The organism is Rheinheimera baltica (assembly GCF_030731985.1).
GTDB classification, from domain to species: Bacteria; Pseudomonadota; Gammaproteobacteria; order Enterobacterales; family Alteromonadaceae; genus Alishewanella; species Alishewanella baltica.
On the sequence record NZ_JAPJDY010000009.1, the window covers coordinates 195,298 to 221,938 of the forward strand.

The 26,641-nt window shown below is 44.8% G+C and carries 27 protein-coding genes and 1 tRNA gene; 23 read left to right on the plus strand and 5 right to left on the minus strand.

The genetic code is table 11. The annotated features are described in order from the left end of the window. Window positions 1–2: 2 nt before the first annotated feature. Window positions 3–76 (minus strand) — tRNA-Asn (locus tag ORJ00_RS15805). A 525-nt stretch (window positions 77–601) separates the two neighbouring features. Here ORJ00_RS15805 and ORJ00_RS15810 point away from each other — a divergent pair. From ORJ00_RS15810 to ORJ00_RS15830, 5 genes are all read left to right on the plus strand, one after another. Continuing rightward, on the plus strand, window positions 602–1,960 hold the full coding sequence (locus ORJ00_RS15810; protein ID WP_306140320.1) for an MATE family efflux transporter: 1,359 nt from the start codon (window positions 602–604) through the stop codon (window positions 1,958–1,960). Next, the gene (gene uvrB, locus ORJ00_RS15815; protein WP_306125497.1) at window positions 1,957–3,954 is read left to right on the plus strand and encodes an excinuclease ABC subunit UvrB; all 1,998 of its coding nucleotides are present in this window, start codon (window positions 1,957–1,959) and stop codon (window positions 3,952–3,954) included. Before ORJ00_RS15810 ends, uvrB begins: the two co-directional genes overlap by 4 nt. 139 nt (window positions 3,955–4,093) lie before the next feature. Continuing rightward, a complete protein-coding gene (locus ORJ00_RS15820) occupies window positions 4,094–5,188 on the plus strand; it encodes an efflux RND transporter periplasmic adaptor subunit (RefSeq protein ID WP_037054565.1) in 1,095 nt (364 codons plus the stop codon). Window positions 5,189–5,190: 2 nt separating this feature from the next. Continuing rightward, window positions 5,191–8,259, plus strand: a complete 3,069-nt coding sequence (locus ORJ00_RS15825; RefSeq protein ID WP_306140321.1) for an efflux RND transporter permease subunit — start codon at window positions 5,191–5,193, stop codon at window positions 8,257–8,259. Window position 8,260: 1 nt separating this feature from the next. Further along, window positions 8,261–10,054, plus strand: a complete 1,794-nt coding sequence (locus ORJ00_RS15830) for a M14 family metallopeptidase (protein WP_306140322.1) — start codon at window positions 8,261–8,263, stop codon at window positions 10,052–10,054. Between the two features lie 106 nt (window positions 10,055–10,160). Here ORJ00_RS15830 and fusA read toward each other — a convergent pair whose 3' ends face one another. Continuing rightward, window positions 10,161–12,266, minus strand: coding sequence for an elongation factor G (gene fusA, locus ORJ00_RS15835; RefSeq protein WP_370304655.1), 2,106 nt, complete (start codon window positions 12,264–12,266; stop codon window positions 10,161–10,163). Window positions 12,267–12,411: 145 nt separating this feature from the next. Between fusA and ORJ00_RS15840 the strand changes: the two genes are divergently transcribed. The 4 genes from ORJ00_RS15840 (at window position 12,412) to ORJ00_RS15855 (ending at window position 14,400) form a co-directional block, all read left to right on the plus strand. Beyond that, on the plus strand, window positions 12,412–13,128 hold the full coding sequence (locus ORJ00_RS15840; protein WP_306140324.1) for an SIMPL domain-containing protein: 717 nt from the start codon (window positions 12,412–12,414) through the stop codon (window positions 13,126–13,128). Between the two features lie 3 nt (window positions 13,129–13,131). Next, window positions 13,132–13,302 (plus strand): hypothetical protein, encoded by a 171-nt coding sequence (locus ORJ00_RS15845; RefSeq protein ID WP_306125502.1) that lies wholly within the window; start codon window positions 13,132–13,134, stop codon window positions 13,300–13,302. After that, window positions 13,259–13,606 carry a nuclear transport factor 2 family protein gene (locus ORJ00_RS15850; protein WP_306140325.1) on the plus strand — a complete coding sequence of 116 codons (348 nt, stop codon included), beginning with the start codon at window positions 13,259–13,261 and terminating at the stop codon, window positions 13,604–13,606. Before ORJ00_RS15845 ends, ORJ00_RS15850 begins: the two co-directional genes overlap by 44 nt. A gap of 80 nt (window positions 13,607–13,686) precedes the next feature. Then, window positions 13,687–14,400 carry an RluA family pseudouridine synthase gene (locus ORJ00_RS15855; protein WP_306140326.1) on the plus strand — a complete coding sequence of 238 codons (714 nt, stop codon included), beginning with the start codon at window positions 13,687–13,689 and terminating at the stop codon, window positions 14,398–14,400. A gap of 52 nt (window positions 14,401–14,452) precedes the next feature. Here ORJ00_RS15855 and ORJ00_RS15860 read toward each other — a convergent pair whose 3' ends face one another. The 3 genes from ORJ00_RS15860 to ORJ00_RS15870 form a co-directional block, all read right to left on the minus strand. Then, window positions 14,453–14,923, minus strand: coding sequence for a hypothetical protein (locus ORJ00_RS15860; protein ID WP_306140327.1), 471 nt, complete (start codon window positions 14,921–14,923; stop codon window positions 14,453–14,455). After that, on the minus strand, window positions 14,920–15,732 hold the full coding sequence (locus ORJ00_RS15865) for an NlpC/P60 family protein (protein WP_306140328.1): 813 nt from the start codon (window positions 15,730–15,732) through the stop codon (window positions 14,920–14,922). Before ORJ00_RS15865 ends, ORJ00_RS15860 begins: the two co-directional genes overlap by 4 nt. 322 nt (window positions 15,733–16,054) lie before the next feature. After that, a complete protein-coding gene (locus ORJ00_RS15870) occupies window positions 16,055–16,540 on the minus strand; it encodes a phage integrase N-terminal SAM-like domain-containing protein (protein WP_306140329.1) in 486 nt (161 codons plus the stop codon). 682 nt (window positions 16,541–17,222) lie between these two features. Here ORJ00_RS15870 and ORJ00_RS15875 point away from each other — a divergent pair. The 14 genes from ORJ00_RS15875 to ORJ00_RS15940 all read left to right on the plus strand — a co-directional run bounded on the left by ORJ00_RS15875 (window position 17,223) and on the right by ORJ00_RS15940 (window position 26,569). After that, entirely contained in the window at window positions 17,223–17,885 is a 663-nt protein-coding gene (locus tag ORJ00_RS15875; protein WP_306140330.1) for a hypothetical protein, read from the plus strand. A 28-nt stretch (window positions 17,886–17,913) separates the two neighbouring features. Next, complete coding sequence (locus ORJ00_RS15880; RefSeq protein ID WP_305977864.1) at window positions 17,914–18,135, plus strand: hypothetical protein; 222 nt, start codon at window positions 17,914–17,916, stop codon at window positions 18,133–18,135. A 105-nt stretch (window positions 18,136–18,240) separates the two neighbouring features. Beyond that, the gene (locus ORJ00_RS15885) at window positions 18,241–18,582 is read left to right on the plus strand and encodes a hypothetical protein (protein WP_306125661.1); all 342 of its coding nucleotides are present in this window, start codon (window positions 18,241–18,243) and stop codon (window positions 18,580–18,582) included. Between the two features lie 107 nt (window positions 18,583–18,689). Next, window positions 18,690–19,136 (plus strand): hypothetical protein, encoded by a 447-nt coding sequence (locus ORJ00_RS15890; RefSeq protein ID WP_306140331.1) that lies wholly within the window; start codon window positions 18,690–18,692, stop codon window positions 19,134–19,136. A gap of 104 nt (window positions 19,137–19,240) precedes the next feature. After that, window positions 19,241–19,594, plus strand: coding sequence for a hypothetical protein (locus ORJ00_RS15895; protein ID WP_306140332.1), 354 nt, complete (start codon window positions 19,241–19,243; stop codon window positions 19,592–19,594). A gap of 123 nt (window positions 19,595–19,717) precedes the next feature. After that, the gene (locus tag ORJ00_RS15900) at window positions 19,718–20,185 is read left to right on the plus strand and encodes a nuclear transport factor 2 family protein (protein WP_306140333.1); all 468 of its coding nucleotides are present in this window, start codon (window positions 19,718–19,720) and stop codon (window positions 20,183–20,185) included. A 118-nt stretch (window positions 20,186–20,303) separates the two neighbouring features. Then, complete coding sequence (locus ORJ00_RS15905) at window positions 20,304–20,519, plus strand: hypothetical protein (protein WP_306140334.1); 216 nt, start codon at window positions 20,304–20,306, stop codon at window positions 20,517–20,519. 120 nt (window positions 20,520–20,639) lie between these two features. Continuing rightward, the gene (locus ORJ00_RS15910) at window positions 20,640–21,041 is read left to right on the plus strand and encodes a DUF5655 domain-containing protein (RefSeq protein ID WP_306140335.1); all 402 of its coding nucleotides are present in this window, start codon (window positions 20,640–20,642) and stop codon (window positions 21,039–21,041) included. A gap of 105 nt (window positions 21,042–21,146) precedes the next feature. After that, window positions 21,147–21,632, plus strand: coding sequence for a hypothetical protein (locus ORJ00_RS15915; protein WP_306140336.1), 486 nt, complete (start codon window positions 21,147–21,149; stop codon window positions 21,630–21,632). A gap of 85 nt (window positions 21,633–21,717) precedes the next feature. Continuing rightward, window positions 21,718–22,035 carry a hypothetical protein gene (locus ORJ00_RS15920; protein WP_306140337.1) on the plus strand — a complete coding sequence of 106 codons (318 nt, stop codon included), beginning with the start codon at window positions 21,718–21,720 and terminating at the stop codon, window positions 22,033–22,035. Window positions 22,036–22,479: 444 nt separating this feature from the next. Then, entirely contained in the window at window positions 22,480–23,814 is a 1,335-nt protein-coding gene (gene ltrA, locus ORJ00_RS15925; RefSeq protein ID WP_306126763.1) for a group II intron reverse transcriptase/maturase, read from the plus strand. A 108-nt stretch (window positions 23,815–23,922) separates the two neighbouring features. After that, window positions 23,923–24,558, plus strand: coding sequence for a hypothetical protein (locus tag ORJ00_RS15930; RefSeq protein ID WP_306140338.1), 636 nt, complete (start codon window positions 23,923–23,925; stop codon window positions 24,556–24,558). Between the two features lie 135 nt (window positions 24,559–24,693). After that, entirely contained in the window at window positions 24,694–25,089 is a 396-nt protein-coding gene (locus ORJ00_RS15935; RefSeq protein WP_306140339.1) for a DUF3224 domain-containing protein, read from the plus strand. Window positions 25,090–26,017: 928 nt separating this feature from the next. Beyond that, window positions 26,018–26,569 (plus strand): hypothetical protein, encoded by a 552-nt coding sequence (locus ORJ00_RS15940; protein WP_306140340.1) that lies wholly within the window; start codon window positions 26,018–26,020, stop codon window positions 26,567–26,569. Window positions 26,570–26,641 lie beyond the last annotated feature (72 nt).

Sequence of the window (26,641 nt, forward strand, 5' to 3'; positions counted from 1 at the left end):
GGCTCCCCAGACTGGACTCGAACCAGTGACCTACGGATTAACAGTCCGCCGCTCTAACCAACTGAGCTACTAGGGAACAGCTTTCAACGGGGCGCAATACTAATGCCAGCTATACCCCCTGTCAACACTTTGGCACAGGGATTTTTGCTAAGTTGCATCACTTGCGTAATGTTTGAACAAAGCGTCGATTCTAGGAGCATTTTTTGGCCAAAAAGCCGACAGAAAAAAATGACAATTCCAATTATCGTTCAACCCTTTGCTGGCAGGGATTACACAGAGTTACCCACAGAATCTGTGGATAACTCTGTGTACGGTGTGAGTGTTACCTTGGCTAAGGCTTGTTTTCACTGGTTTTGTTGCAGGTCAAGTAACTTGCGATGAAAATTTATATTCAATATAAACAATGACTTAAGTATTTGATTGTCGGTCGTCGTGTCAAACAGAAAGGTAGCAGTAAATCACGTTGAAATTGTGAACTGTTTTGCCTGGTTGGCGATATAAAGCTGAAGATTGGTACAATTTATCAATTCGTACCAAAACACCATGGCCTGTAGCCCTTGTTTTATCTACAATGACCCATTACCGAATTCAAGCTGTGACTATGACAAACGCCAAATCTCCTGCTTCGCTAACGAAAGACAATATTCAAACGATCCTGGTATCAATGACGTTGCCCATGCTTGTGGGGATGATTACATTGATGACGTTTAATTTGGTCGACACCTTTTTCATTAGTATGTTGGGTACTGTGCAGTTGGCTGCAATCAGTTTTACATTTCCAGTGTCTTTCGCTCTTATTAGCTTGTCCATCGGATTAAGTATTGGGACCTCAGCAGTAATTGCCAAAGCGCTGGGTGGCGGAAGATTGTCAGAAGCCCGAACTGATGGTCAGGTTGCGCTGGGGTTGTCGGCAGCGTTAGTTGCTGCGCTTGCTCTGCTAGGGTATTTATTAACTGAACCATTATTTACGGCACTTGGCGCGTCGAAAGAGGTGTTGGTTTACATTCGCCAGTATATGGATATCTGGTTTTGTGGTGCGGTTTTGCTTGTACTGCCTATGGTAGGTAATGCAGTGCTGCGCGCCGCCGGCGATACTAAAACGCCTAGTATCATTATGGCCAGTTCAGGTTTGGTCAACGCGGTACTTGACCCTGTGCTGATATTCGGTGTTGGCCCGTTGCCTGCGTTGGGGATGCAAGGTGCTGCTATTGCGACATTAATATCGTGGATATTTGGTTCTACGTTGATCTTGTACCTGCTGGTGAAGCGTGATCTTATCAGTACCGGCTGGATTTCGATAACGTTGCTATTAAGTGTGTGCCGCAAAATTCTCCGTATCGGACTACCAGCGGCGGGTGCCAACATGTTAACGCCACTGGCAATGGGAGTATTGACCGCTATTATGGCCAGTTATGGTGCTGCTGCCGTCGCAGCTTTTGGTGTTGGCGCCCGTCTTGAAAGCCTTGCTTGCCTGGTTGTACTGGCTTTATCGATGACGTTACCGCCTTTCGTCAGTCAAAACTTCGGCGCTGGACTAATGTCCAGGGTGCAGCAAGCTTATCGTTTATGTGGACGTTTTGTCATGTTGTGGCAGTTAGGCGTCTACCTGGTAATGGCAGCATTGGCTTGGCCATTGGCAAGCTTGTTTAGCGATGAACCTGATGTACTGACCATTTTACGACAGTTTATCTGGATATTACCGTTAGCGTATGGCTTGCAAGGCATTACCATTTTAACTAATTCTTCATTCAATGCCTTGCATCAGCCTGGCAGTGCGCTGTTGCTCAGTCTGGTACGTTTGTTTGTGTTTTATTTACCTTTCGCCTGGCTGGGTGGCAAACTTTATGGCGTAGTTGGGCTTTTTGTTGGTTGTGTTATTGCCAACCTTTTTACCGCTATTTTAGCCTGGAATTGGTTTAACCGGGCGCTTCGGCGTACCTCTGAAGAGGCATTGTTATGACACGCGCATTTGAACTGGTATCACCTTATAAACCTGCAGGCGATCAGCCTCAAGCCATAGATAAACTGGTCGAGGGGCTGGAATCTGGATTGGCGCATCAAACACTGCTCGGTGTTACCGGCTCCGGAAAAACCTTTACTATGGCCAGTGTTATTGCCCGCGTGAACAGGCCAACACTTATTATGGCGCATAACAAAACGCTGGCCGCGCAGCTGTATGGCGAAATGAAAGAGTTTTTTCCTCATAATTCGGTAGAGTATTTTGTTTCATATTACGATTACTATCAGCCAGAAGCCTATGTGCCATCGACGGATACTTTTATAGAAAAAGATGCGTCAATTAACGAGCATATTGAGCAAATGCGTTTATCAGCGACTAAAGCTCTGATGGAGCGACGCGATGTAGTTATTATTGCTTCTGTGTCCGCTATCTATGGTTTGGGCGATCCCGAATCGTATATGAAAATGTTGTTACATTTGAAAGTAGGGGACATTGTCGACCAGCGCTTTATATTGCGCCGTTTAGCAGAACTACAGTACACGCGAAATGACATTGAATTTCAACGTGCAACTTATCGGGTGCGGGGAGACGTTATTGATGTTTTCCCTGCAGAATCTGACGATGTTGCCGTACGCATAGAGTTATTTGACGAAGAGATTGAACGCATCAGTATTTTCGACCCGCTTACTGGTTCAGTAGAGAAAGTGGTCACCCGTTACACCGTTTATCCCAAGACACACTACGTAACACCGCGTGAGAAAATTCTGGCGGCTGTTGATGACATAAAAGTTGAGCTTAAACAGCGTCGCGACGAGCTGTTACAGAATAATAAATTAGTAGAAGAGCAGCGTCTAAGCCAACGTACCTTGTTTGATATTGAAATGATGGTAGAACTGGGTTACTGCTCGGGCATTGAAAACTATTCCCGTTACTTATCTGGCCGAGCCAATGGCGAACCACCACCAACCTTACTGGACTACTTTCCAGCCGACGGATTAATGTTTATTGATGAGTCGCATGTCACGGTGTCACAAATTGGCGCTATGTATAAAGGTGACCGTTCGCGTAAAGAAAACTTAGTCAATTATGGGTTTCGTTTACCTTCCGCTCTGGATAACAGGCCGCTTAAATTTGATGAATTTGAAGCCATTGCACCTCAACGTGTTTATGTATCAGCAACTCCAGCTGCATATGAGCTTGAGCAATCCGCTGGTGATATTATTGAGCAGGTTGTGCGGCCAACCGGATTGGTTGACCCTGTAATTGAAATTCGGCCAGTTGCAACGCAAGTGGATGACTTACTGTCTGAGGCCTTTATTCGTGCAGAACGTAAAGAGCGGGTGTTAGTCACCACGTTAACCAAAAAAATGGCCGAAGCCCTTAGCGAGTACCTGCACGATCATGGTATTAAAGTACGTTATTTGCACTCTGATATCGATACCGTCGAGCGAATGGAGATTATTCGAGATCTACGCCTTGGTGTCTTTGATGTCTTGGTGGGCATAAACCTGTTACGTGAAGGTCTGGATATCCCTGAAGTGTCATTGGTGGCTATTCTTGATGCCGATAAAGAAGGCTTTTTGCGTTCTGAACGCTCGTTAATTCAAACCATTGGCCGTGCAGCGCGGAACCTGTCTGGCCGAGCCATTTTATACGCCGACCGTATTACCGGTTCAATGCAACGAGCCATTGATGAAACCGATCGGCGGCGGGCGAAACAACAGCAGTTCAATATTGAGCATGGTATTTCACCCAAAGCGATTACGAAAAAAGTGGGTGACGTGATGGATCTGGGGCAAGACGCCAAAGCCGCATTGCCCATGGTGGCAGAAAAAGTGCGCTTAGTTAAAGGTAAAACGCCTTATCAGGTTGAGGCTGAAATAAAACAATTGGAGCAGAAGATGCTGCAGCATGCCCGTGATTTAGAGTTTGAGCAAGCCGCACAGTTACGTGACAAAGTGCAGCTGTTAAAACAAGCTTTACTGGAGATTTAGCACACAGGTTTTTCCTTTCTGAATTTTAACAACGGGTTTATACTTGTTTGGTTTCGTACTCTTTATGTTGCTGTTATTGCAATAAATATAGCAATACAGCGGCCATTGCCTGTTAAATTTAAAGTCAGGAATGTTTACTATGTCTGCTCACTATTCTCTTTTTCCGGCCGTGGTTTTTTCGTCGGTATTTTTTCTTTCAGCCTGCGATCAGGTTTCAGAGCAGCCCGTTGAACCCTTGGTTCGGCCGGTAAAGTTGTTTACGGTCAATTCGGGTGGTGTCGGTGTAATACGGCAGTTTCCCGCGGTGGCAGAGCCAAGTGAAAATGTCAGGCTGACATTTCGGGTTAGTGGAAAATTAACGCAAATGCTGGTTCGGCCAGGCCAGGCGGTGACAGAGGGACAGCTGTTAGCCAAATTAGATGATACCGATTTTGCTTTAAAGATGGAGCAAGCCAGTGCCCGTTATGAGCTGGCAAAAACTCAGTTTGAACGGTCAGAGCAACTCATTAACCAAAAACTGGTATCGCAGTCTGTATATGATGAAGCCAAAGCGCAATTTCAGGTGGCAACCGCCGACTTGAAAACCAGCAATACCGCACTAAGTTACACTGAATTACATGCGCCGTTTTCCGGCATTATCTCGCGGCAACTGATTGAAAATCATGAGAACGTTGCAGCTCAGCAACCTATTCTTGAGTTGCAGTTACGCGGCAGTATCGATATTGCTATTCAAGTGCCGGAAGACGTAATTTCAAATGTAAAAAAAGACCTGGATTATCAACCAGAAGTGGTGTTCGACTCTCATCCGCAATACCGATACCGCGCCAAAGTTAAAGAATGGGATACCCGGCCCGATCCTGCGACCAATAGTTATAAGGTCGTGTTTAGTATGCCAAATCCAGAGGAGTTTAATTTACTGGCAGGCATGACGGCAAATGTGATTGTTGAGATGGATAAAATTAGCCGCATTGAAAACCATGTCAGTTATATTCCCGCAGGTGCTATTTTTAGCCCACCGCAGCAAAGCGTGCAGAATAAAGACAGCTTTGTCTGGGTCTATAACCCGCAATCTCATCTCGTTGCCCTTCGTCAGGTGAGTGTTGGCGAATTAACCAGCGCAGGCTTGGCTGTAACCGATGGCTTAGCTCCCGGTGAGCAAATTGTGAGTGCAGGTGTGCAGCAGCTACAAGATGGTCAGCAAGTGCGGCCCTGGGTGCGTGAGCGGGGGCTATAACGATGGATGTCGCCAGTTATTTTATCAAAAACCGGACTTCATCCTGGCTGTTTGCATGCATTCTGTTTATTGGCGGCATTATTGCTTACAGCGGGCTTGGCCGGCTGGAAGATCCGCAGTTTACCTTAAAACAGGCGATGGTTGTGACACAATATCCTGGTGCGTCGCCGCAGCAGGTTGAAGAGGAAGTGAGTTATCCGCTGGAAAATGCTATACAGCAACTGCCTTATGTTTATCACGTTACGTCAGTGTCTACGGCGGGGCAGTCGCAAATCATGGTAGAAATGAAAGACACTTACCGTGCGGCGCAGTTAAAACAAATTTGGGATGAATTACGACACAAAATCACCGATTTACAAGGCCAGTTACCGCCAGGGGTTGGCACGCCTGCCGTGCGGGACGATTTTGGTGATGTGTATGGCATCTTGTATGCGATAACCGGTGAAGGCTTTAGCGATGACGAACTTCGCGATTACGTTGATTTCTTACGACGTGAGCTGGTCACTGTGCCTGCAGTGGGCAAAATAGCCGTTGGTGGTGTGCAGCAAGAGCAAGTTATTGTGGAAATGTCGCGTTCGCGCTTAGCGGCACTGGGCATTTCTCCCGGGCAACTTGCCAGTTTGCTGCAAAGTCAAAACGTTGTATCTAATGCCGGATCAATTCGGATCGGTGCTGAACGGCTGCGCATTTTTCCGACTGGCGAGTTTCAGCAGGTGTCTGAGTTGGAAAACCTGATTATTAGTAACCCTGCAGCCAGTGAGCTGATTTACCTGGGTGATATTGCTACGGTGCATCGGGCTCCCACGGAAACACCAATGCAGGTGGTTCGCCATGGTGGGGAAAATGCGTTAACGTTGGGCATTTCTTTTACCTCGGGCGTTAATGTGGTAGATGCCGGCGCGCAAATAGCACAGCGCCTGAAGCAACTTCAATATAATCAACCTGTTGGTATAGAACTGCATACTATTTATAACCAGCCGGATGAAGTCGCTAATTCAGTAAGTGGTTTTATCATTAACCTGGCAGAAGCGGTTGTTATTGTAGTAGTTGTACTGTTGGTTTTTATGGGACTGCGCAGTGGTTTTTTAATTGGCCTGATTTTGCTGCTAACGGTACTGGGCACCTTTATTTTTATGCGGCAAATGCAGATTGAACTGCAGCGCGTGTCACTGGGCGCGTTAATTATTGCATTGGGGATGTTAGTTGATAACGCCATAGTCATAACCGAAGGCATTTTAATTGGCATGCAGCGCCGGTTGAAATTTGCAGATGCTGCGTCACTTATTGTTAAACAAACTCAGTGGCCGTTACTAGGCGCAACTGTTATTGCTGTAACCGCTTTTGCTCCCATCGGTTTATCCAGTGATGCCACCGGTGAATTTGCAGGAAGCTTATTTTGGGTGTTGTTAGTGTCTTTACTGCTAAGTTGGGTAACAGCGATAACGTTGACACCCTTTTTTGCCAGTATTTTATTTAAAGACAAGGTGCAAACTGAGGCCGTTCAACAAGATAATAATGATGATTTATACAAGGGCGTTATTTTCAATGTGTATCGTGCCTTGCTGCACGGTGCTATGCGTTATCGCGGCTTAACCTATTTGATTACTGTGTTGTTGCTGGTTAGTAGCATTGTTGTTTTTGGTAAGGTGAAGCAAGTGTTCTTCCCGCCATCAAATACGCCAATTTTTCTGGTCGATTTATGGCAGCCTGCCGGAAGTGACATCCGTCATTCTACCGCACAAGCAGAAGAAATTATGGCGTATCTGTTGCTGCAGGATGGGGTAACCAATGTTACCTCAACCTCTGGTCGCGGCGCTGAACGTTTTATGCTGACTTATCAACCGGAAAAAATGTATGCCAGCTACAGTCAGCTGATTGTTCGGATGGACGATAAAGATAAGCTACCGCTGTTGATGGCTCAGGTGCGTGATTATATTTACCAGCAACACCCGGCGATAGAATCTAAGCTGATGCGGCTGGAGGTAGGTCCTTCGACACCGGCAAAAATTGAAGCACGTTTTAGCGGCGCCGATCCTGACGTACTAAGAGCCTTGTCTGAACAGGCACAAACAATTTTGCGTGCTGACGATGGCGCCAGAAATGTGCGCGACAATTGGCGCGACAGGCAGAAAATTATTCGCCCGCGTTTTAATGAAGCGATGGCACGCCGGGCAGGGGTGAGTAAGCAGGATATTGATGATGTGTTGTTAACAAGTATTTCGGGGAAAACACTCGGTGTTTATCGTGATGGTACGCATTTATTGCCTATCGTTGTGCGCTCGCCATTAAGTGAAAGAGATAATGTTGATGCCCTGTATGACATACAGGTGTACAGCAGTAAACTGGCACGATATATCCCTATTACGCAGGTTGTTAATGGTTTTGAATTGCAATGGGAAGACCCTCAAGTGCAGCGCAGAGACCGTAAACGTACTCTCACGGTGATGGCTGATCACGACATTTTAGGTGATGACACCGCCGCCAACTTGTTAAAACGCGTAAAAACACAAATAGAGGCAATACCATTGCCTGCGGGCTATTTCCTGACATGGGGGGGGGAGTTTGAAGCGCAGCAAAAAGCACAAAAAGCGCTGTTTGGTTCTTTACCCATGGGCTATCTGGTGATGTTTATCATCACGGTATTACTATTTAATTCAATGCGATGCGCACTGGTGATTTGGGCATGTGTACCACTGGCTATTATTGGTGTTAGCTTTGGTTTAAAAATTATGGGTGCCCCTTTTGGGTTTATGGCCTTGTTGGGCTTTTTGAGTTTGTCCGGTATGTTAATTAAAAACGGAATTGTATTGATAGAACAGATAAGGCTTGAACTGGAAGAGGGTAAAGCGGCTTACCAAGCGGTGTTCGACAGTGCAGTGAGTCGGGTTAGACCCGTTGCGATGGCTGCGGTTACCACCATTTTAGGTATGCTGCCGTTATTAGCAGATGACTTTTTCGCGAGTATGGCGGTGGTCATTATGTTTGGTTTAGGTTTCGCCACTGTACTGACACTGCTGTTTTTACCAGTGTTGTATTGTAGTGTATTTAAAATAAAAACAGGTAATGCCTAATATGAACAAGTCGTGGAGTTTTTTACTAAGCAGTAGCCTGCTTTTTTGTGCGGGTGGTTATAGCGCAGATGATTGGTTACCCCCTTTACCAGCATGGCGCGGAGCCAGTGAAGCATTAATTGCTACTAAGCAAAACCCTTGGGTTAGTCCAGCCGAATTATCGGGTTTAGCGGATAGTCCGGATTATGCAACCACGCTGGAATATTTGCGTAAGTTGGTTGATAGCTCAGACTTGCTTGAACTAGAGCAGTTTGGTTTAAGTGCGCAAGGACGGCCGTTATATGTTGTCAAAGCCAGTAAAGCATTACACAAAATTGCACAAAACCCTCAGCGGCCTTTATTACTGGTGCAGGCTGGAATTCATAGCGGCGAAATTGATGGCAAAGATGCCGGCTTAATGCTGTTGCGTGATATCGCCCACGGCGGTAAATCGCATTTATTGGCTAATACAGATTTATTGTTTATACCGGTATTTTCACCCGATGGCCACGAGCGTCGTTCAACGACCAACAGAATGAATCAACGCGGACCGGTACAACAGGGCTGGCGTGCAACGGCACAAAACCTGAATTTGAATCGAGATTATACCAAAGCCGATGCACCTGAAATGCAGGCTATGTTGGCACTGATTAATCGCTACCAACCAGACTTATATATTGATGTGCATGTCACTGACGGCGAAGATTACCAGTACGACATAACCTATGGCTTTAATGAGCCCTTCGCGGCTATTAGCCCGAATGGCGCAACCTGGTTGGCAAAACTGTATCGTCCATCTGTTAATGCCGCCCTGGAGCTAGCAGGCCATATTCCTGGCCCTTTGGTATTTGGAGTAGACAGTAAGGACTTCAGTAAAGGCATTAATGGCTGGACGGCCAGTCCGCGCTATTCCAATGGCTATGGTGATGTGCGGCATTTACCAACGGTACTGGTTGAAAACCACAGCCTAAAACCCTATCGACAGCGTGTACTAGGTACCTATGTATTGCTGGAACAAAGTTTAACCTTGTTAAACGAGCAGGGCAAAGCACTGATATTAGCCCGCCAGGCCGATTTACAAGCCAGACCCAAACGCATGGCACTGAGTTTTAAAACCGCTGAACAGGCCGATGTTATCGATTTTAAAGGCATGAGTTACGAGCTGCGCCAATCGTCAATCAGTGGTGACAGCTATGTCGCTTGGACCGGTAAGCCACAACTATACCCCCAGTTGCCTGTGTATTGGGACAAGGTGACAGATAAAGAGGTAGCCATACCGCAAGCTTATTGGCTACCGCCGGAGCAATACAGTGTAATGCAACGGCTTAAATTACACGGCATTGATGTCAGCGTGTTGGAAAAACCGCAAAAAGTCAGCGCACAGCAGCTTGGCGTAACTGCCTATAAATTTGCCGATAAACCGTTTGAAGGCCGTTTTATGCTGACAGAGGCAATGTTTAGCCGCGCGACTGTTAACCGTACTTTGCCAGCCGGTTGGATGAAGGTCAGTACCGATCAGCCATTGGGGCGTTTAGCTGTTGCTTTGTTGGAGCCAACAGCACCAGATTCATTCTTCAGCTGGGGCTTTTTCCCCGGTATGTTTGAGCGGACCGAATATTTTGAGCCCTATGCCATAGAGCCATTAATTGCGCGTATGTTAGTGCAACACCCAGAACTACAAACACAGTTTGATCAGGCATTAGCCAAAGACGAAGCGCTCAAGAATAACCCACGTGAGCGCTACAATTGGTTCTACCGTCAGATGCCATATTATGACCAGCAGTATTTGAAATACCCGGTTTTGATTGAGATGTAACGTAGTTTTATAACAACATATTTAAATGAACACCTAGTCATTAAATAGATGCAATAAAAAAAGCCCCGCCAGTTTGCACTGGCGGGGCTTTTTGTCAGCTTACTGCTTAGTTTTTAGCAGCGGCAGCTTTCTTTTCTTTCTCTTTCGCAATTACCGTGTCAGCTACGTTAGTAGGACATGGTGAATAGTGCGAGAACTCCATAGAGAACTGACCACGGCCCGATGTCATTGTACGCAGTGTACTGATGTAACCGAACATTTCTGACAGTGGAACGTCAGCTTTGATACGTACGCCGGTAACGCCAGCTTCCTGACCAGAGATCATTCCACGACGACGGTTTAAGTCACCGATAACATCACCTACGTGATCTTCTGGCGTGAACACGTCAACTTTCATGATCGGCTCAAGTAACTGGGCGCCAGCTTTTGGAATTGACTGACGGAAAGCGCCTTTAGCAGCGATTTCGAACGCGATGGCTGATGAGTCAACGGCGTGGAAACCACCGTCGAATACTTCAACTTCAACGTCTAATACCGGGAAGCCAGCCAGGGTACCGGTTGACATCATTGACTCGAAGCCTTTCTCGATTGCAGGCATAAATTCTTTTGGTACGCTACCACCAACTACAGTTGATTTGAACGTAAAGCCAGAATTCTGCTCGCCCGGACGAATGCGGTAATCAATTTTACCGTACTGACCTGAACCACCAGATTGTTTCTTGTGCGTATAGCTATCTTCAACTTCGCGAGTGATGGTTTCGCGGTAAGCAACCTGTGGCTGGCCTACAACTAACTCAACGCCGTAAGTACGTTTTAAGATGTCTACTTTGATATCTAAGTGCAATTCACCCATACCACGAAGGATGGTTTCACCAGAGTCAACGTCAGTTTCAACACGGAACGTTGGATCTTCAGCAACCATCTTACCGATAGCGATACCCATTTTTTCTACTGAACCTTTATCTTTTGGTGTAACAGAGATAGAGATTACTGGCTCTGGGAATACCATTGGTTCAAGTGTACAAGGGTGCTTAGGATCACACAGGGTGTGACCTGTTTGCGTATTGTTCTTCATGCCAACAAGCGCAATGATGTCACCGGCCTGTGCAGTTGTCAGGTCGATACGGTCATTCGCGTACATCTCAACCATACGGCCGATACGTTCGGTTTTACCCGTGAATGAGTTAAGGATGGTGTCACCCTTGTTCAATACACCAGAGTAAACACGTACGAAGGTCAGAGCGCCGAAACGGTCATCCATGATTTTGAATGCTAACGCGCGGAATGGCTCGTCAGCAGATACGATAGCGTGCTGGCCGTTCTCGTTACCTTCTTCGTCAGTCAGTGGCTGAGGAATTACTTCAGTTGGGCTTGGCAGATAATCAACAACTGCGTCTAACAGTAACTGCATGCCTTTGTTTTTAAAGGCAGAACCACAGTAAGTTGGGAAGAATGCCAGGTCACGTGTACCTTTACGGATACAACGCTTGATGTCTTCGATTGAAGGCTCTTCACCTTCCATGTACGCCATTAACAGGTCGTCGTCTTGCTCTACAGCAGTTTCGATCATCTGTTGACGGTACATTTCAACGTCGTCAGCCATATCGGCAGGGATATCAGTGATAGTGTAGTTTTCTGGCTGGCCAGTTTCATCCCAGATGTAAGCTTTTTGAGTTAACAGGTCAACAACACCAGAGAACGTGTCTTCACGGCCGATAGGTAAGGTCATGATAAGTGGGTTAGCACCTAATACTTTCTTAACCTGTTCGGTTACGCGGATAAAGTCTGCACCGATACGGTCCAGCTTGTTTACGAAAATCAGACGTGATACTTCAGCGTCGTTCGCGTAGCGCCAGTTTGTTTCTGACTGAGGCTCAACACCGCCTGAACCACAGAATACGCCGATACCGCCATCTAATACCTTCAGTGAACGGTATACTTCAACAGTGAAGTCAACGTGTCCTGGTGTATCGATAACGTTAAAACGGTAGCCTTTCCAAAAACAGCTAACAGCAGCTGACTGGATAGTTATACCACGCTCAGCTTCTTGTTCCATGAAGTCGGTGGTTGATTCACCTTCGTGAACTTCGCCTAACTTATGGATTTTACCGGTCAGTTTCAGGATACGTTCGGTAGTCGTGGTTTTGCCGGCATCAACGTGGGCGAAGATACCAATGTTTCTGTATAAGGATAAATCTGCTGACATAGTCATCTCTATAAGCTAGGGGTTTGAAAATAGTGCGACAATATACAGGATTTTTTAAACATTTGCAGGAAAAAAAATGTTGTCGGTCGCTATTTTTTTATCCATGCTGTCAATGCAGACTGACAGTCGTCATTGATAATAAGGATAAATTATGAAAACCCTGTTTGGTGCGCTATTACTGGTTTGCAGTTTTTGTGCATTAGCCGACAACAGTTTACCCGCAAACCGCCATATTGCTGTAAGGGGCAGCGCCGAACTGACTACTACACCGGATATTGCCGTTATTTCTTTTATGGTAAGCAGCCAGCAGGCCACGTCGTTAGATGCAAAAAAAGATGTCGACAAACGCGTGAACCAATTTCTCGATGGACTGGATGCTTTTGCTGTTCAAACAGCAGGTGTAACGGCCACTAATTTGTTGACTGAACCGCACTATACCTACGATAGCGATGGCAACGAGTTGCTAAGTGGTTATCGTGCCAGTCGTTCACTTTCAGTTCGCTTGACAAATATTGACCAATTAAACAGCCTGTTAAACTTTGCTTTAGAACAACAAATAAATGAAGTGAAAGATATTCGATTGCACTCAACAAAAAACAATGAACTACGTAAAAAAGTTGCTGCCCTGGCAGTTGAAAATGCGAAATCTAACGCCGAAGCGATGGCTAATGCATTTGATGCGACATTGGGCAAAGTGTATAGCATTAATTCTAACACTGAGCATCAGCAAGGCCGTTATGAGCGCATAGAAGTTACAGGGTCCAAAGTAGATACTCGTAATATCAATGCTAGCGCTGGACGTTATTTGCAGGCAACAATAACGTTTAAAAGTACCGTGAATGCGGTTTACGATTTAACGGTAAACTAAATTATGCTAAAAATTGTTCCCGGTATGCTGGACTTAGCTGCGGTTGTGCAGCTATTGCAGGGGCATTTAGATGATATGTATGCCACGTCACCGGATGACCCCAATAGTGTATTTATGATGAGAACACTCGATGTCAAATGCAAATATTGTTCAACCGGTGCAGCAACAGCTTGATGCCTACAACGCAAGAGACTTAGCTGCCTTTATTGCTTGTTACCACAACGATATTGCGATTTACCGCATGCCGGCTCCGGAACCTTCCTTAAAAGGCCGCGCTGCACTTGAAGCGTTTTATAAAACCGAGCGCTTTACCATAGCCGCGCTGCGCGCCGAAGTATTAAACCGAATGGTGGTGGGTAACAAAGTGATAGACCATGAAAGAGTTTACGGTATGACTGAACAGCCAAATGACGTTGTTGTGGTATACGAAGTAAAGCAAGGTTTAATACTTAATGCCTGGTTTTACCCGGCTGGATAATTAGGATGCAACTAAATACACAATCTGGTCATTACAATGCTAAACAGTCAACAACGTAGAATTAATGTGGTGTAACTGCAATGCCAAATGTTGATACACCAACTGATAGCATCATTGATAACTTTGTCGCGCCAGCGTGCAAAGGTGTTGTAGAAATTTTATATCAAGACGATGCTATTTTACTTATTAATAAACCCAGTGGTTTACTGAGTTTGTCGGGTAAAAATCCGCTGAACTGGGATTCGGTGCATTACCGTTTAGTACATGGCCAGCAGGGCGTAAGCACTGCATTTTTACAGGCGAAATTACCACACCGGTTAGATTTTGGTACCTCAGGCATCATGGTCGTTGGCTTAACGGTTCACGCAACACAGCATTTGAACAAACAGTTTCAACAGCGCAGCATTCAAAAGCACTATACTGCTATGCTCGATGGGTGTATTGCAAAAGAGCAAGGGGTTATAACTGCAGCCATTGCAAAAGATATAAACGCTTTTCCGCGGGTAAAAATTTGCTCTAGCACGGGCAAAACAGCGTTAACGGAATTCAGCGTATTAGACCGACGTTGGCAACCTGATCGCACCTTGGTGTACTTTACCCCCCACACCGGGCGTACTCACCAATTACGTATCCACAGCGAATTTCTAGGCCATCCTATTCTGGGGTGTGATTTGTACAAAAACCAGCAAAGTGAACAGATGGCAAACCGCTTACTGTTGCACGCAACCGATATCCATTTTGTACACCCCACCACCCAACAGCCATTTCATGGACATAGCCCGTGTCCGTTTTGAGTGTTAATAGCAAAACACGACCGACATTGTCTTTAATGTAAAAGCGTCTTAGTTAATCAGCACACCAGCTGTCGGTGCTATTTTGTTGTTGTAGGGTTTTTTCATGCTGCTGTAACCATAACTCAGTCTGGCGATTAACCGGGAATTGTGAGCCGGTACCAGGCCAATACAACAGGCCTAATGTGTCCCGGCATAACGCAATAATTACCGGCGTGTTATCCAGTGCAGTATCTTCACCTTTTTCTACGCGCACGGCGTAACTTATTTTAACCTCGTTGGTACCGCGATAGGTAGTCAGTACGTCTGCTGAATATACATGCCGCTGATATTCCTCTTGTGTGACAGGGTCAATTGCTGACTCTTCAACGACATTCACATGTTGTACTTTTGCCAGATAAGGCGTATTCGCCGCGGCTTCGGCTAAACCCTGCACGACATAGTTTGCAGAATTACTCGCATCTGGCTGCGCCTGACACGCCGTAACAAAAAAGGTAATGGCGAAACTAAACAGATATTTCATCATGCTTCACTACCTGCATTTTCAGCGCTGCTGGTATAAACAGGTAAGGTGGCATTGTCGGCGTTATAGCTGGATGGCACGACAAAATGATCCCATACGTCTTTCTTGTAGCGAGAAACCTGAACGCTATTGCTCTGGTTGCCACCAAGCATGAATAGGTAATTACCGTCTGCACTTTGGCCAACAACAAAGGCGACATGGCCTCCACCGGAACGAGATTTAATGCCTATAGCACCTGACACCGGAGTGCTTATTTGTTTACCAAAATTCACCCATTCTTTGGCTCTGAAAGCATTTTTAACCGGTTCAAAGCCGTGTTGTTTCATAACCCAGGCGACAAAACAGCCACACCAGGCGTTTTTACCGCCACTGTCATCTGTACCCCAAAATTTTCCGGCACTGAAATACTCTAAAATGCGTGGATTTGCCGCGGTACCAGCAACTTCTTTTTGCCCAATTTCTGCTTCAGCAGTTTTTAACCAGTATGCGGTAGTGGTTGGTAACACGATAGTTTTTGTTGCACTGGCAGCGTTGTTGGCAAGCAAGGTGTTAATGGTGCGTTGAGTGTTGCCATTAACATCAATCTTGCCATCTGGATTAACCATGCCCAGCTGTTTTTTTTGAAATAATTTAATAGCACTTACGGTTTTTGATGTCTCAGGCTTACTGCCAAGGCGACCATCGACAGTGAGTTTTGGCGTGGAGATAAGTAAATTATTTAGTGCATTTAAGGCCATCTGCACTGCTTTGACATCATTAACATTGTTCTTCGCTGCAATACCTACAGAACCCGTTATGCGTAAGCTCGTCATCGTTTGTCCTTTGTAAAACCAGTAATGTAATACATCCAAATGCTTGTATATCGCTATTAATAGTTAAATAAATGATATTGTCAAGTTAACAGTCAGCTTCAGTAAGATGGCTTACTGATAGGATTAATTTCAGTTGCGGCAACCCTAAGGCTTGAAATATTGTGCCGTTTTAAAAAAATGTCGAAAAACAGCGGTAAATTATGTCAATTTTGCGCCGATAAATGAGAGAAATAAGGGGGGCGGGCGAATATTTACCATGCCTCTGCAAGGTGCTGAAACAAATAGGATTAATCTAGGGAGTCTTTAATTGTCTCCGCCCCCTTTATCGGTGCCATACCATCAATGACAAATAGTCAAAATCAATAGCATTCACCCTAAGCCTTACTGCTTCCATTAAACGTAGGCCACTGCCGTAAAGTAGTTGCGATAACAGTAGATAGTGCGGGTCAAGACAGGCTAAAAGCTGCTTAATCTCGGCCTTAGTTATTACCACGGGTAACTTTCGCGGTTTAGCCGCCTGATTAAAATTAAGGCTCAATGTCAGCGGCTGTTTGATAATTTCTTTATATAAAAAGCTTAATGCATTAAGCGCCAACGCCTGGGTTTGCACGGCAATATTTCGGTTAACGGCAAGATGGGTTAAAAACTGCTCCACATGCTCATTTTGTAAGTCTTTAGGATGCTGTTTTTTGTGAAATAAAATAAAAAATTTAATCCAATGTAGGTACGTTTCAACGGTGCGCTTAGCATAGCGCCGGGTATACATCTCCTCAGCGACGTATTGCAAAAATGGTGATCGTTCCGACATAGCAACACTCCAAAATTACACTGTTTAAGTATACAGTTATTTTTGAATTGTCAAATTTGCCTTATTAGGCGGGTCGACCCGTATTTTCTGCCGGCACTAAGCCCGAAACGTCCTCATCTCATTGTGTTTTTTATAAATGCCCAGTAATCTATTGCACATTAAATTTACAAATACGGGTCAACCCGTATTTAAACACGGGCCGACCGGCCTAATAAGCGTTAAATTTCACGGAGGTACAGGTGCATCTTCAAAGGACTGTTGGAATACTGCTAGCTAGTTATTCTCTTTACCTTGCCATCCGCTTAATTACGCAGATTGATATGCTGTGGATGACAACTGAGGACTTTACGTATCCAAGCGACCCTTTTTGGTATTTTATAGGGTTTTTAAGTTTTAATGTGGTAACCATAGCGGCAGTTTTTGTTTTGGGTATTTATCTCGTTCGGAGCTCGGATTTGGCTTTGATAATTCTGGTTCCTCTATCAGTTTTGTCAGTGTTGTCGGGCGGTATTATTGGCTTGCTGTTAGTTGCTTCAGTTTTTGTAGTAATGTACTACCAGCGTTGTAAAGTCAGTGAAATTTAACAAGGCCAGTCAGCAACGGCCACTGCGTGGCCTGGACCTCAAATCCGCTGCGCGGCTTTTCGGCCACTGCTGGCGGCGTTAGCAGTACAAGGAAAACTATGAGTACAGTTGATTATTCTAAATACTCTATCGAAGAGTTGCTTGATGTGCGTAGCCGTATCGCACCAGACTCGCCTAACTTTCAAGCGTTGGTTGCAGAGCTTGATGCTAGAAAGGAAAAGATAGATGAGTTGGCTCAACAACAAGAGCAGGATTCATTTTCAATAGCTGAAAATAGGGTCAAAATTATTGGCTATTTCCAGCTCGCTGCAGCGGTGGCAATACTGATCATATTCATGCTGTCAGTTTTTGATGGCTCAGCGTCTCTTTTAAGCACATCAATTTCAATTGTCGCGATAGTATTGAATGCAGTTGCTGGTTATACAGCAGTCAGGGAAATGCATGATAAATATTGGATTTCCGTTTTAAACCAATTGCTTCAAGTTCCTAGCTTCGCTATTGGTTCAATCAAAGCCGCATATTCTGGGCTTGGCGGTTTATACCTTTACATAAACTGGACTAGTGATACACAATTTGGCTTTTCTGCTTCTTTCTCACCAGGTTTTTCTTTTCTAAAGTACAAAGTCAGCTCCCCAGAGCAATTTTTAGGAATAGATATTCTTGCGTTAATTTTCTTAGGTGCCTTATTAACGGTGAGTCAGGTAAAAAGTACTGCTAACAAGCTAATTCATCCGACGCCAAACAGCGGCGCGGCTGATTAGAGCGTTATAAACCACAGGGAGAGTTCATTTGAATATTAATGCTACGTTGCTCGGCGAGTTCATCGCTTTATTCGCCTTAATCATGGGCGCAGTCTGCTATTACCTTGGCCGTCGTAAAACACAGACTCCAGTTTTAGCTGGTTTGCTCGGTGTGGCACTTTCAATCATCCCACCGCTTGGCCTAGTTTATCTGGTGGTGCTGGTGCTTAAAAAAGATGTAGTTTCAACATCGGCAGCAGTAAGTGGGTAAAGTGGTTTATAACAAGGCCAGTCACGGCGACGCCTTTTCCGCTGCGGCTTCGCCTTCACTACAAAGCCGCGCATGCTGGCGGCGTTATGTGCCTATGGAGGCATTTTGAAAACTGTAACTTGTTATCGCCCTGTAGGCGAAGCTGAATTAAAGCTTGTAGCTGATTCAGGCTACACAAATTGGCCGCCGAGATTACCTGAGCAACCGATATTTTATCCCGTTACAAATCTTGAATACGCCATAAGACTCACCCAATGGAATGTTTCTGATTTTGGAAAAGGATATGTCACTAAATTTGAAGTTGAATCAGAGTATATGGAAAAGTTTCCAGTCAAATGCGTTGGAGACAAAGAATGTCTAGAGTGGTGGGTTCCCGCTGAAGAACTTAGTACTCTCAACTCAAAAATCGTCGGCAAAATAGAAGTCGTTTATGAAACCGGCACATAACAAACAAATTATGTCGCCCGCAAAGCGGGCTGGGACGCAAACACGCAGGGCCGCTTCGCTATTATGCCCTGCGCGTCTGCGCCCCATATTTGGGCGTTAGAGGGTATATGCGTGTTCCAATAGTTTCAATCGCAGTGATGCTAATAACTGCCTGCGGGCACATGGCACCCTACTCTGAACATCGCGGCGAAAATGTTGAGAGCTATAAAATCTCTGGCTCCCACTATCTGCGTGTGCCATATCGAGTGATGGTTTATGACCTGATACCTCGAACATATCTTGATGAAGAATGGATCGCCCTCGGGACTTCCAGCAATGGGCATAAATTGTTGAACTGCGCACCGGGGCTGCGGAGCATTTACGGAGAACCAACACCGATGATTGGTAGTGTCGATTTGAAGGCATCTGAGGTTAACATCAATTTGTTTTTCCCATCTGCCGAGGGATCAAAAGAACAAGCTCAACCATACAAATTCAATGGAACTTGGGCATTAATCGAAATGAAAGGTTTGCCTCCGGCTAGTCCTAAACACAGGCAGTTCGGTTGTGAATAAAGTGCCCTCTAACAAGGCAAGGCAGCATCGCACCTGCGGTGCTGGACTCGCTATCGCTCGCCGCTGCTTGCGGCGTTATACACCACAAGGAGATCGTGCAAACTGTGGATAAATTTGAAGAAAAAGGCCTAAGTATTCTAAAGAGAGTTATCCTCAGTTTTAAATGGTTTTTATCATTTTTACTGATAACTGTTGCGGCAGCATTCGGTATCAAAATCACAGGTGCTATTTTAATAGGCGATGGGCTTCAAAAAGCAGTGGATTTCAATCCTGTGGTGGCAATCGCTCTGCCTTTAGCTGCTTTGGTCTCATTGGCTCTTGTTTTGTCACTTGAGCAAAAATCAGAAAATATTAGGTTTAAAGCCATTGGCTTTGAGTTTGAAGGAGCAGCCGGTCAGATTGTGCTTTGGGTTATTTGTTTTGTTTCAATAGCTCTAACAATCAGGCTTTTTGTTTAAGTGGTGTATAACAAGTTGCTTAATTTCGTTCCGGCCACAAAAAGCGTGGCCTCCACTGGACTGCCTTCGCTGCGGCAGCCAATTAGCAAAGCGTTATATGAATAATTAAAAATGGAGTTTTATATGCGAATTTATTTAAAAGCTATTTTGCTAATGCTTGCCTCTACAAGTGTGTCTGCCACAGAAGCACAAATTGATCTCAAAGCTTTTGCTCAAACATATTTTGATAAGATGAACGCAACTCAAGCGCCAAATGCAACAGAAAAGGACTTGGAAGACTTCTTGGCTTTGATGACAGATGATATTGGTTCGACTCATTTACCTTATGTCACCGATGATTCGCGAACCCCAACTGGTAAAGCTGACATGCGCAAAGGAATGCGATTCTACTTGGGAAGTCATACTCAATATAGTGCTGAATTATTGAATGTTTTTACTTTCAACAACACAGCGATAGCTATTCGATATAGAAACAGCGCCAAAGGTATACATCCTCAAACCAAGCAGCCAAACGAATACACGCAGATACTGTTGGATGTTTTAGAAATAGAAAATGGCAAAATTGCTGTAATTCGTAAGTACCATGAGTAGTATTCATATAACAAGTTGCTTAATTTCGTTCCGGCCACAAAAAGCGTGGTCTCCACTGGACTGCCTACGCTTCGCTGCGGCAGCCAATTAGCAAAGCGTTATGTGTTTAGGGAAATCCATGACTAAACAGGATGATTCATCAATTGCCAAAAACCTAATGTTACTTTTCAATGCTTCTTTGGGAATACTTGCTATGTCAATTCTGTTTGTTCTTATTGATTGGTATTTCTTTGATGAACAACATAGAGAGTTTATAAAACCTATAGGTATTCTTGGTTTAGTAGGTTTTGGAGTAGCTATGTTCGCTACTTTGCTATTGCGGGAAAAATTATAGTATGCCAAATCAAACACATAACAAGGCGCATCACTCACTCCCTGCGGTCGCTGGGACGTTAAACGCTAGCGCGTTTTTCCGCCCGTGTGCTTTGCGTTAGAAGCCCGAAGGAATCAAGAAATGTGGCAGTGCTCTGAATGCAAAAGAGAATTTGCGCGCAAAAATCAACGGCATGCTTGTGGTATCGGCAATCGAGATGACGTGATAAGAGATAGGCCACAATCAGTCGTTGAGGTATATAAAGCTATAGAGGATTATGTCTGTAAGCTCGGCAAAGTAGAGACAGTTGCAAGAGATAGGTATGTCCTTTTCCGAAGCACTCGAATATTTGTCGATCTCTCAATCATGAAAGAGGTTGTTCGGATTGCCATACATATTGGGAGAAAAATCGAAAATCCAATTTTTATAAAGGTCGTTGACGACGGCAAGCAAATTACCCATGTGGCAAAAATCGGGAGTCTTAATGAACTCAAGAAAATTGAACCGTTAATGAAAGAAGCGTATGAGTTTTCACTGTCATAATAATCCAGCTTCTAACAAGGCGCTATTGTCGCCGCTAGCGCGGCTGGGACGGCTTACGCTGCGCTCCAGCCGCCACAAAGCTTGTCGTTATAGGTACCGGCAACTATGAAGAAAATTTTGGTATTAGTTTTAGTGTTATTAAGTTTGCCGGTGCTTTCTTATGAAGCATCCTTGGTGCATCAGCACTATACGAAGTGGGAGGGGGTTCTTCCAAAGCCATATAACTCTATCGAGCTTGAAATTCGGCTAAACCCCGAAAACGACGATGTAGATTTTTTCGAACTCAAGATTGGCGGATCTCCTATTCAGTTTAAAAAAGAAGATCTTGATAAGCTAAAAGACCTTGAGCTAGGCACTCTCCAATTTTGGCAAGAAATGTACAGAGACTCGGATAGACCTTCTGAGCCTTCTGAGGAGTTTATGCAAGATTGGCTTTACCTAAAGATGGAGTTGGGCGAGCGCTATAGAATTCAATGGGAGCAAGAAGGTAAAACCCGGTACCATTGGGGTAAAGATACTGTAACTATAATGGTAACGATGGGAAAAGACGGCTCAATTAGTGTTTCAAAGCTACAGCCGCCTAGATGGTAGCCTATAACAAACGCAGGCACACCGGCCTATCGGCCTCGACTCGCTCCGCTCGCGTGTGCTGCGGGCGTTAAATGGCAAAAGTAGAATGAAGGCAAATCTAAAACTGTGGGCGATGCTGTTAATTTCTCATTTGGCATTGGCGATTATCCCGAGTTTAATTACAGAGAACAAATTGACTGCATTTATCCCATATCATTCGATATTTATGCCGTTAGACATATTCAAATCCTTAGTTTTACCTGTTTATGGTCAGGCCGGTGAGGAAATGTTTATGGCACCAATTACTGTTTTAGGTTGGTGTTTAGTAGTCGCATTGTGGCTAATTATTCATTTTGGTTTTGCTGTATTGCTAAGCCATTTAACAAACAAAGGCAAAGCGACGCGGACCGCGCGCTTGCTTTGAGCGTGTGTGTCGGGCATGACACGTAACTAGAGAGGTGAAAGTCCTCTTGCCAGGTGTTCGCAGACGGATGGCCGCCCCAGCCGAAGGCTAGGAAAAGGGCAAGGGCGTTGTCGTGAGGCAGGGTCTAAAGGAAGCCCAATCCAAAATGACGGGATGATGTACAAGAACCAGATCTGAGGTGTGATACAGCTGAGGCGAGCGGGCACGTGAGACTCGGCGTCCCCCCGGAAGCCTTCCATCTGCGATTGGGCTGTATTTTATAAATCTGGCATCTACGTCAGGAAAGCTATGTGTCTTACCCCGAGAGATCTGCATGATGTTGAAGGAACAACTGACAAACGGGTAACTGTGCGTGATCGTCATGTAGAAGTCAGCAGAGGGCATAGTAGGCGGTTTCTCAACGTTGAAGGCCCGAACATTTTCAGGTGATGGTGTACCAAATTGATGAAGAATATTGCATCTGCCAAGTCTCAATCGAGACCACTGCCACAGGCAATGGATGAAATTCAGCACCACGAAGTACAAAACCAACCACCGAGTAATCCAACATCATGGATAGCGCAGGTATTAGCAAGGGACAACCTGATCCGCGCTTTAAACCAAGTGAAACGTAACAAAGGAGCCGCAGGCGTTGATGGTATGACGGTAGATAGATTATCGGATTACCTCAAACAGCACTGGCCAACGCTAAAAGAGCAGTTAGAAACAGGCAACTACCAACCTGAAGCAGTAAAACGGGTAGAAATTCCCAAAGCTGACGGTCGCATGCGAAAGCTTGGTATACCAACCGTGCTAGATCGTTTTATTCAACAAGCGATAGCACAAGTACTAAGCCGGCACTGGGAAAGCCAGTTTCACAACAATAGCTATGGATTCAGGCCGATGCGCAGTGCGCATCAGGCCGTTAGTTATGCCAAAGCTTTACTGCTATCAGGCAAAGGCTGGGTAGTAGATCTGGATTTAGACGCGTTCTTCGACCGTGTTAACCATGACAGGTTGATGAGTAAGTTGCGTGCTCAAATTCAAGATCCAACATTGCTAAAGCTGATCCATCGTTATCTTAAAGCGAACATTGATCACAAAGGCAAACTAGAAAGTTGTCAGGAGGGCGTACCACAAGGTGGGCCACTGTCGCCACTGCTTGCTAACATTGTGCTTAATGAACTGGACTGGGAGCTGGAACGCCGTGGCCATTCATTCGCCCGCTACGCCGATGATTGCCAGATTTACACAGGCAGCAAGCGAGCAGGTGAACGAATAAAACAGAGCATAGAGCGCTTTATCGAAACCTGCCTGAGGCTCAAGGTAAACAAAGCGAAAAGTGCAGTAGCTCGGCCTTGGGAGCGAAGCTTCCTTGGCTTTACGTTCAGCCGCGGAAAAGGAAACAGACTGAAAGTGACCGATAAGGCGCTGGACAGGCTGAAAGACAAATTACGCGAGCTGACGCGTCGCACGAGAGGCCATAATATTGGTAGTGTAATCGCAGATATAAGAAAAGCCCTGCTTGGTTGGAAAGCGTACTTCGGTATAGCGGAAGTACAGAGTCAGCTGCGAGACACCGACAAATGGTTGCGGCGAAAGTTACGGTGTTATATCTGGAAGCAATGGGGTAGTAAGGGCTATCGGATGCTGAGGAAAGCGGGAGTGGACAGGTTCTTAGCCTGGAACACGGCCAAATCAGCACATGGCCCTTGGCGTCTGAGCAAAAGCCCGGCGCTTTACATTGCCTTACCTAACAGATATTTTACAAACATGGGGCTGCCGACCATAGCAGCATGATTAGGATTATGAAAATGAACCGCCGTGTACGTGATCCGTATGCACGGTGGTGTGGGAGGAGAGGCGCTGTGAGGCGTCTCCCTATCCCGATTAGAGTTTTCGGCGATCATGAGCAACGACTTTGAAAATCTACCCCCTCGTATTCGGGAAGCAATAAAGAAAATTCCGTCAGTTAAAGATCGTGAAGTATGGATTCACAGAAGTGTTGCTTGGTTTGGAGGGAAATCTATCGTTGAACTATTGAAAACTGATGTTCAAAGGGGGGAAAGCAGAGTCTTAGAATATTGTCATGGTTTAGAGTTCGAAGAAACTAAGGGGTTTAAGTTTCTAGCTGCAATTAGTGTGGTCATTTTTACTGTCGTGTCTATTTACTATCAAATAAAAACAAAAAACGATTCCCATACTGCTCTAATTGAAAACTTAAAACTTATTCAGCAGCCTTTAAAATTTGAGAAGTTTCATGACTTGGGTGATATAACAGAGAAAAGAAAACCGCTAGAAGTCGGCTTTTTAAGTAGTTCTGATTTTGAATGCATTATAAAAAGTAAAGCGAATCATGGTAGTGTTCCGAGTATAGATACAGCTGAATTTTTATTGAAATTGAAAATCAATCAAGAAGATATATTTTTGGAGATCGTAAAATATAATTCAGAAGTTTATCTTATGTCTTGGAAAACTTACGGGCATGGTTTTGAAGGGCATGGATTAGATGCGAAATCACACTGTCCAGGTTCTTTTAAATAAAACTCTAACAAGTTACTAAATTTCGTTCCGGCCACAAACAACGTGGCCTCCACGGGACTGCCTACGCTACGCTGCGGCAGCCCATTAGTAAAGCGTTAGGCGGTAAACCGGTTTGAATCAACTAAGGATTAGATAATGACAAAGATGTTAAACGGAGTATTTCAAATAACAGGTTGGGATGAAAAACCTTATCTTGAAAATGATGATGGTTCAAAACAAAGTCATGCCAAAATTTGCCAAAGCTACAGCGGTGATTTGGTAGGCTCAAGTGAAATTCAATATTTAATGACTTACCAAACTGATGGATCTGCCATTTTTGTTGGATTTGAGACAGTGACCGGAACAATTAATGAGAAGTCTGGCAGTTTTGTCATTCAGCATACTGGCAAATTTGAGGCTGGTGTTGCAACAAGCAACTTCGAAATTGTGCCAAACACGGGAAAAAATGAGTTAACAAATATATCTGGTAAAGGCTTTTTCAAATCTGGTGAAAATGGTCAAGCAAAATACGAATTCACTATAAATGCCTAACAAACGCCAGCACAAATGCGCCCTTCAGGCGCTCGACTCGCAACAAGTTGCTCGCGTGTGTGGCGGGCGTTAAGTGGCAAAGATGACCCAGCGTAATTTACTCAAACAGTTGAAGTATCGGTACAAGCTTCTGACAGATTTAATAGCGATGTGCTGTTTGTTTCCTGCAATGTTTGGGATGATTCTGTGGATTCCAGTAATTGAGCCGCTCGAAACTTCCCATTCAAAAGCTGTTGCTGGAGTTTTATATCTATTCATTTTTTTAGTTCAAGTGACTATTAACTTTTTACTTGTGGCAAGTCTTTATAGATTTATTCTCTGGAAGTTTTTAGGAGTCACAAAAGAGCAGTTTTGGATGTTGGCATTTTGTAGGTGGTATCCCACGCATTGGCTTAAAAGCAATGCCACTTAACAAATTGCTTAATTTCGTTACGGCCACAAACAGCGTGGCCTCCACTGGACTGCCTACGCTGCGCTGCGGCAGCCAATTAGCAAAGCGTTATATCGCAAGGAGAGAAATGTGAAGTCTGGGTTTCTGTCTGTAATAGTTATTTTGTTCTTAATTGGTTGCCAATCTACTTACTCTCCGAAGTTGAGTCAGCCAGAAAAACAGCTCAAAAAGACACTTTTGAATAATGTTTCAGAAGATGATGAGTTTAGAGATTACGTAGACATAATGTTCGTCAAAAGCTGTGAGCAACTACACAAGTACATAACTCCAAGAGGAATAAAAGTTGTGTCTGCAAGTAAAGACAAAGTAACAGTTAAGCTCCCGTCAGGGCGAACTATGGATTTGAAATCAAGCTCATATAGCTGCGAACAGTATTTTGCGATATAACAATCGCTATCAAAAACGCGCCCGTCGGGCGCTCGACTCGCAACAAGTTGCTCGCGTTTGTAGCGGGCGTTATACGCACAAAGAGTAATCATGGAAGTCAGAGTTAATACCAAAAAAGAGATCTTAAAATCATTTGTCGGCTGGTTGCCCTTGGCTCTAGTAGCAATTGTATTTTATGGCATGATTTTCGTCGGTCTTATTATGTGGCTGCTCACCGACTTCGTAGGGATAGGGCAAGATCTCGCAAGGCAAATTGGCCTACCCATAGGCGGAGTCTTACTTATCGTTTGTTTATTTCTTTACTTTAACTGGCTTACTAAATCACTGTCCTCATATCGGCTAGCAGTTGAAGGTGAAAACTTGCTAGTAAAAGGTATAGCTGGCTGGCGCACCCTTGATAAAGAAGTCCCAATCAACACTATTCAGAAAATATATATTGGTGCAAACGCCAATTCTTTGGAAAAGCTGTCTTCTGGGCATGGGGCTATAAACGATCAAGTAGCATCAAGGCTTACTTTTTTTCCTAATGCAGGTAAATCTTTCAAATTGGATTTCGCCGCAAAAGCATTTGATAATGAATCGCTGTACAAGTTTTTAGTCTCCATCAAGAGCAAGGGAGTCGTGACCAATGTCAGCGTATAACACATATGAGCCTTCTCGGAGTCAATAGGTAAAACCGCTCTTCTGGCCGCGTTAGCGGTCAGTTTGTTGTCC

Excerpts from the sequence above, each read along its gene's own strand:
- ORJ00_RS15855 (WP_306140326.1), top strand. The coding sequence starts at position 13,687 with ATGCCAAATGTTGATACACCAACTGATAGCATCATTGATAACTTTGTC.
- uvrB (WP_306125497.1), top strand. The coding sequence starts at position 1,957 with ATGACACGCGCATTTGAACTGGTATCACCTTATAAACCTGCAGGCGAT.
- ORJ00_RS15900 (WP_306140333.1), top strand. The coding sequence starts at position 19,718 with ATGCGAATTTATTTAAAAGCTATTTTGCTAATGCTTGCCTCTACAAGT.
- ORJ00_RS15850 (WP_306140325.1), top strand. The coding sequence starts at position 13,259 with ATGTCAAATGCAAATATTGTTCAACCGGTGCAGCAACAGCTTGATGCC.
- ORJ00_RS15875 (WP_306140330.1), top strand. The coding sequence starts at position 17,223 with ATGAGTACAGTTGATTATTCTAAATACTCTATCGAAGAGTTGCTTGAT.
- ORJ00_RS15935 (WP_306140339.1), top strand. The coding sequence starts at position 24,694 with ATGACAAAGATGTTAAACGGAGTATTTCAAATAACAGGTTGGGATGAA.
- ORJ00_RS15910 (WP_306140335.1), top strand. The coding sequence starts at position 20,640 with ATGTGGCAGTGCTCTGAATGCAAAAGAGAATTTGCGCGCAAAAATCAA.
- ORJ00_RS15840 (WP_306140324.1), top strand. The coding sequence starts at position 12,412 with ATGAAAACCCTGTTTGGTGCGCTATTACTGGTTTGCAGTTTTTGTGCA.
- ORJ00_RS15940 (WP_306140340.1), top strand. The coding sequence starts at position 26,018 with ATGGAAGTCAGAGTTAATACCAAAAAAGAGATCTTAAAATCATTTGTC.
- ORJ00_RS15865 (WP_306140328.1), bottom strand. The coding sequence starts at position 15,732 with ATGACGAGCTTACGCATAACGGGTTCTGTAGGTATTGCAGCGAAGAAC.
- fusA (WP_370304655.1), bottom strand. The coding sequence starts at position 12,266 with ATGACTATGTCAGCAGATTTATCCTTATACAGAAACATTGGTATCTTC.
- ORJ00_RS15870 (WP_306140329.1), bottom strand. The coding sequence starts at position 16,540 with ATGTCGGAACGATCACCATTTTTGCAATACGTCGCTGAGGAGATGTAT.
- ORJ00_RS15810 (WP_306140320.1), top strand. The coding sequence starts at position 602 with ATGACAAACGCCAAATCTCCTGCTTCGCTAACGAAAGACAATATTCAA.
- ORJ00_RS15930 (WP_306140338.1), top strand. The coding sequence starts at position 23,923 with ATGAGCAACGACTTTGAAAATCTACCCCCTCGTATTCGGGAAGCAATA.
- ORJ00_RS15915 (WP_306140336.1), top strand. The coding sequence starts at position 21,147 with ATGAAGAAAATTTTGGTATTAGTTTTAGTGTTATTAAGTTTGCCGGTG.
- ORJ00_RS15845 (WP_306125502.1), top strand. The coding sequence starts at position 13,132 with ATGCTAAAAATTGTTCCCGGTATGCTGGACTTAGCTGCGGTTGTGCAG.
- ORJ00_RS15905 (WP_306140334.1), top strand. The coding sequence starts at position 20,304 with ATGACTAAACAGGATGATTCATCAATTGCCAAAAACCTAATGTTACTT.
- ORJ00_RS15820 (WP_037054565.1), top strand. The coding sequence starts at position 4,094 with ATGTCTGCTCACTATTCTCTTTTTCCGGCCGTGGTTTTTTCGTCGGTA.
- ORJ00_RS15825 (WP_306140321.1), top strand. The coding sequence starts at position 5,191 with ATGGATGTCGCCAGTTATTTTATCAAAAACCGGACTTCATCCTGGCTG.
- ORJ00_RS15830 (WP_306140322.1), top strand. The coding sequence starts at position 8,261 with ATGAACAAGTCGTGGAGTTTTTTACTAAGCAGTAGCCTGCTTTTTTGT.
- ORJ00_RS15890 (WP_306140331.1), top strand. The coding sequence starts at position 18,690 with ATGCGTGTTCCAATAGTTTCAATCGCAGTGATGCTAATAACTGCCTGC.
- ORJ00_RS15860 (WP_306140327.1), bottom strand. The coding sequence starts at position 14,923 with ATGATGAAATATCTGTTTAGTTTCGCCATTACCTTTTTTGTTACGGCG.
- ORJ00_RS15920 (WP_306140337.1), top strand. The coding sequence starts at position 21,718 with ATGAAGGCAAATCTAAAACTGTGGGCGATGCTGTTAATTTCTCATTTG.
- ltrA (WP_306126763.1), top strand. The coding sequence starts at position 22,480 with ATGAAGAATATTGCATCTGCCAAGTCTCAATCGAGACCACTGCCACAG.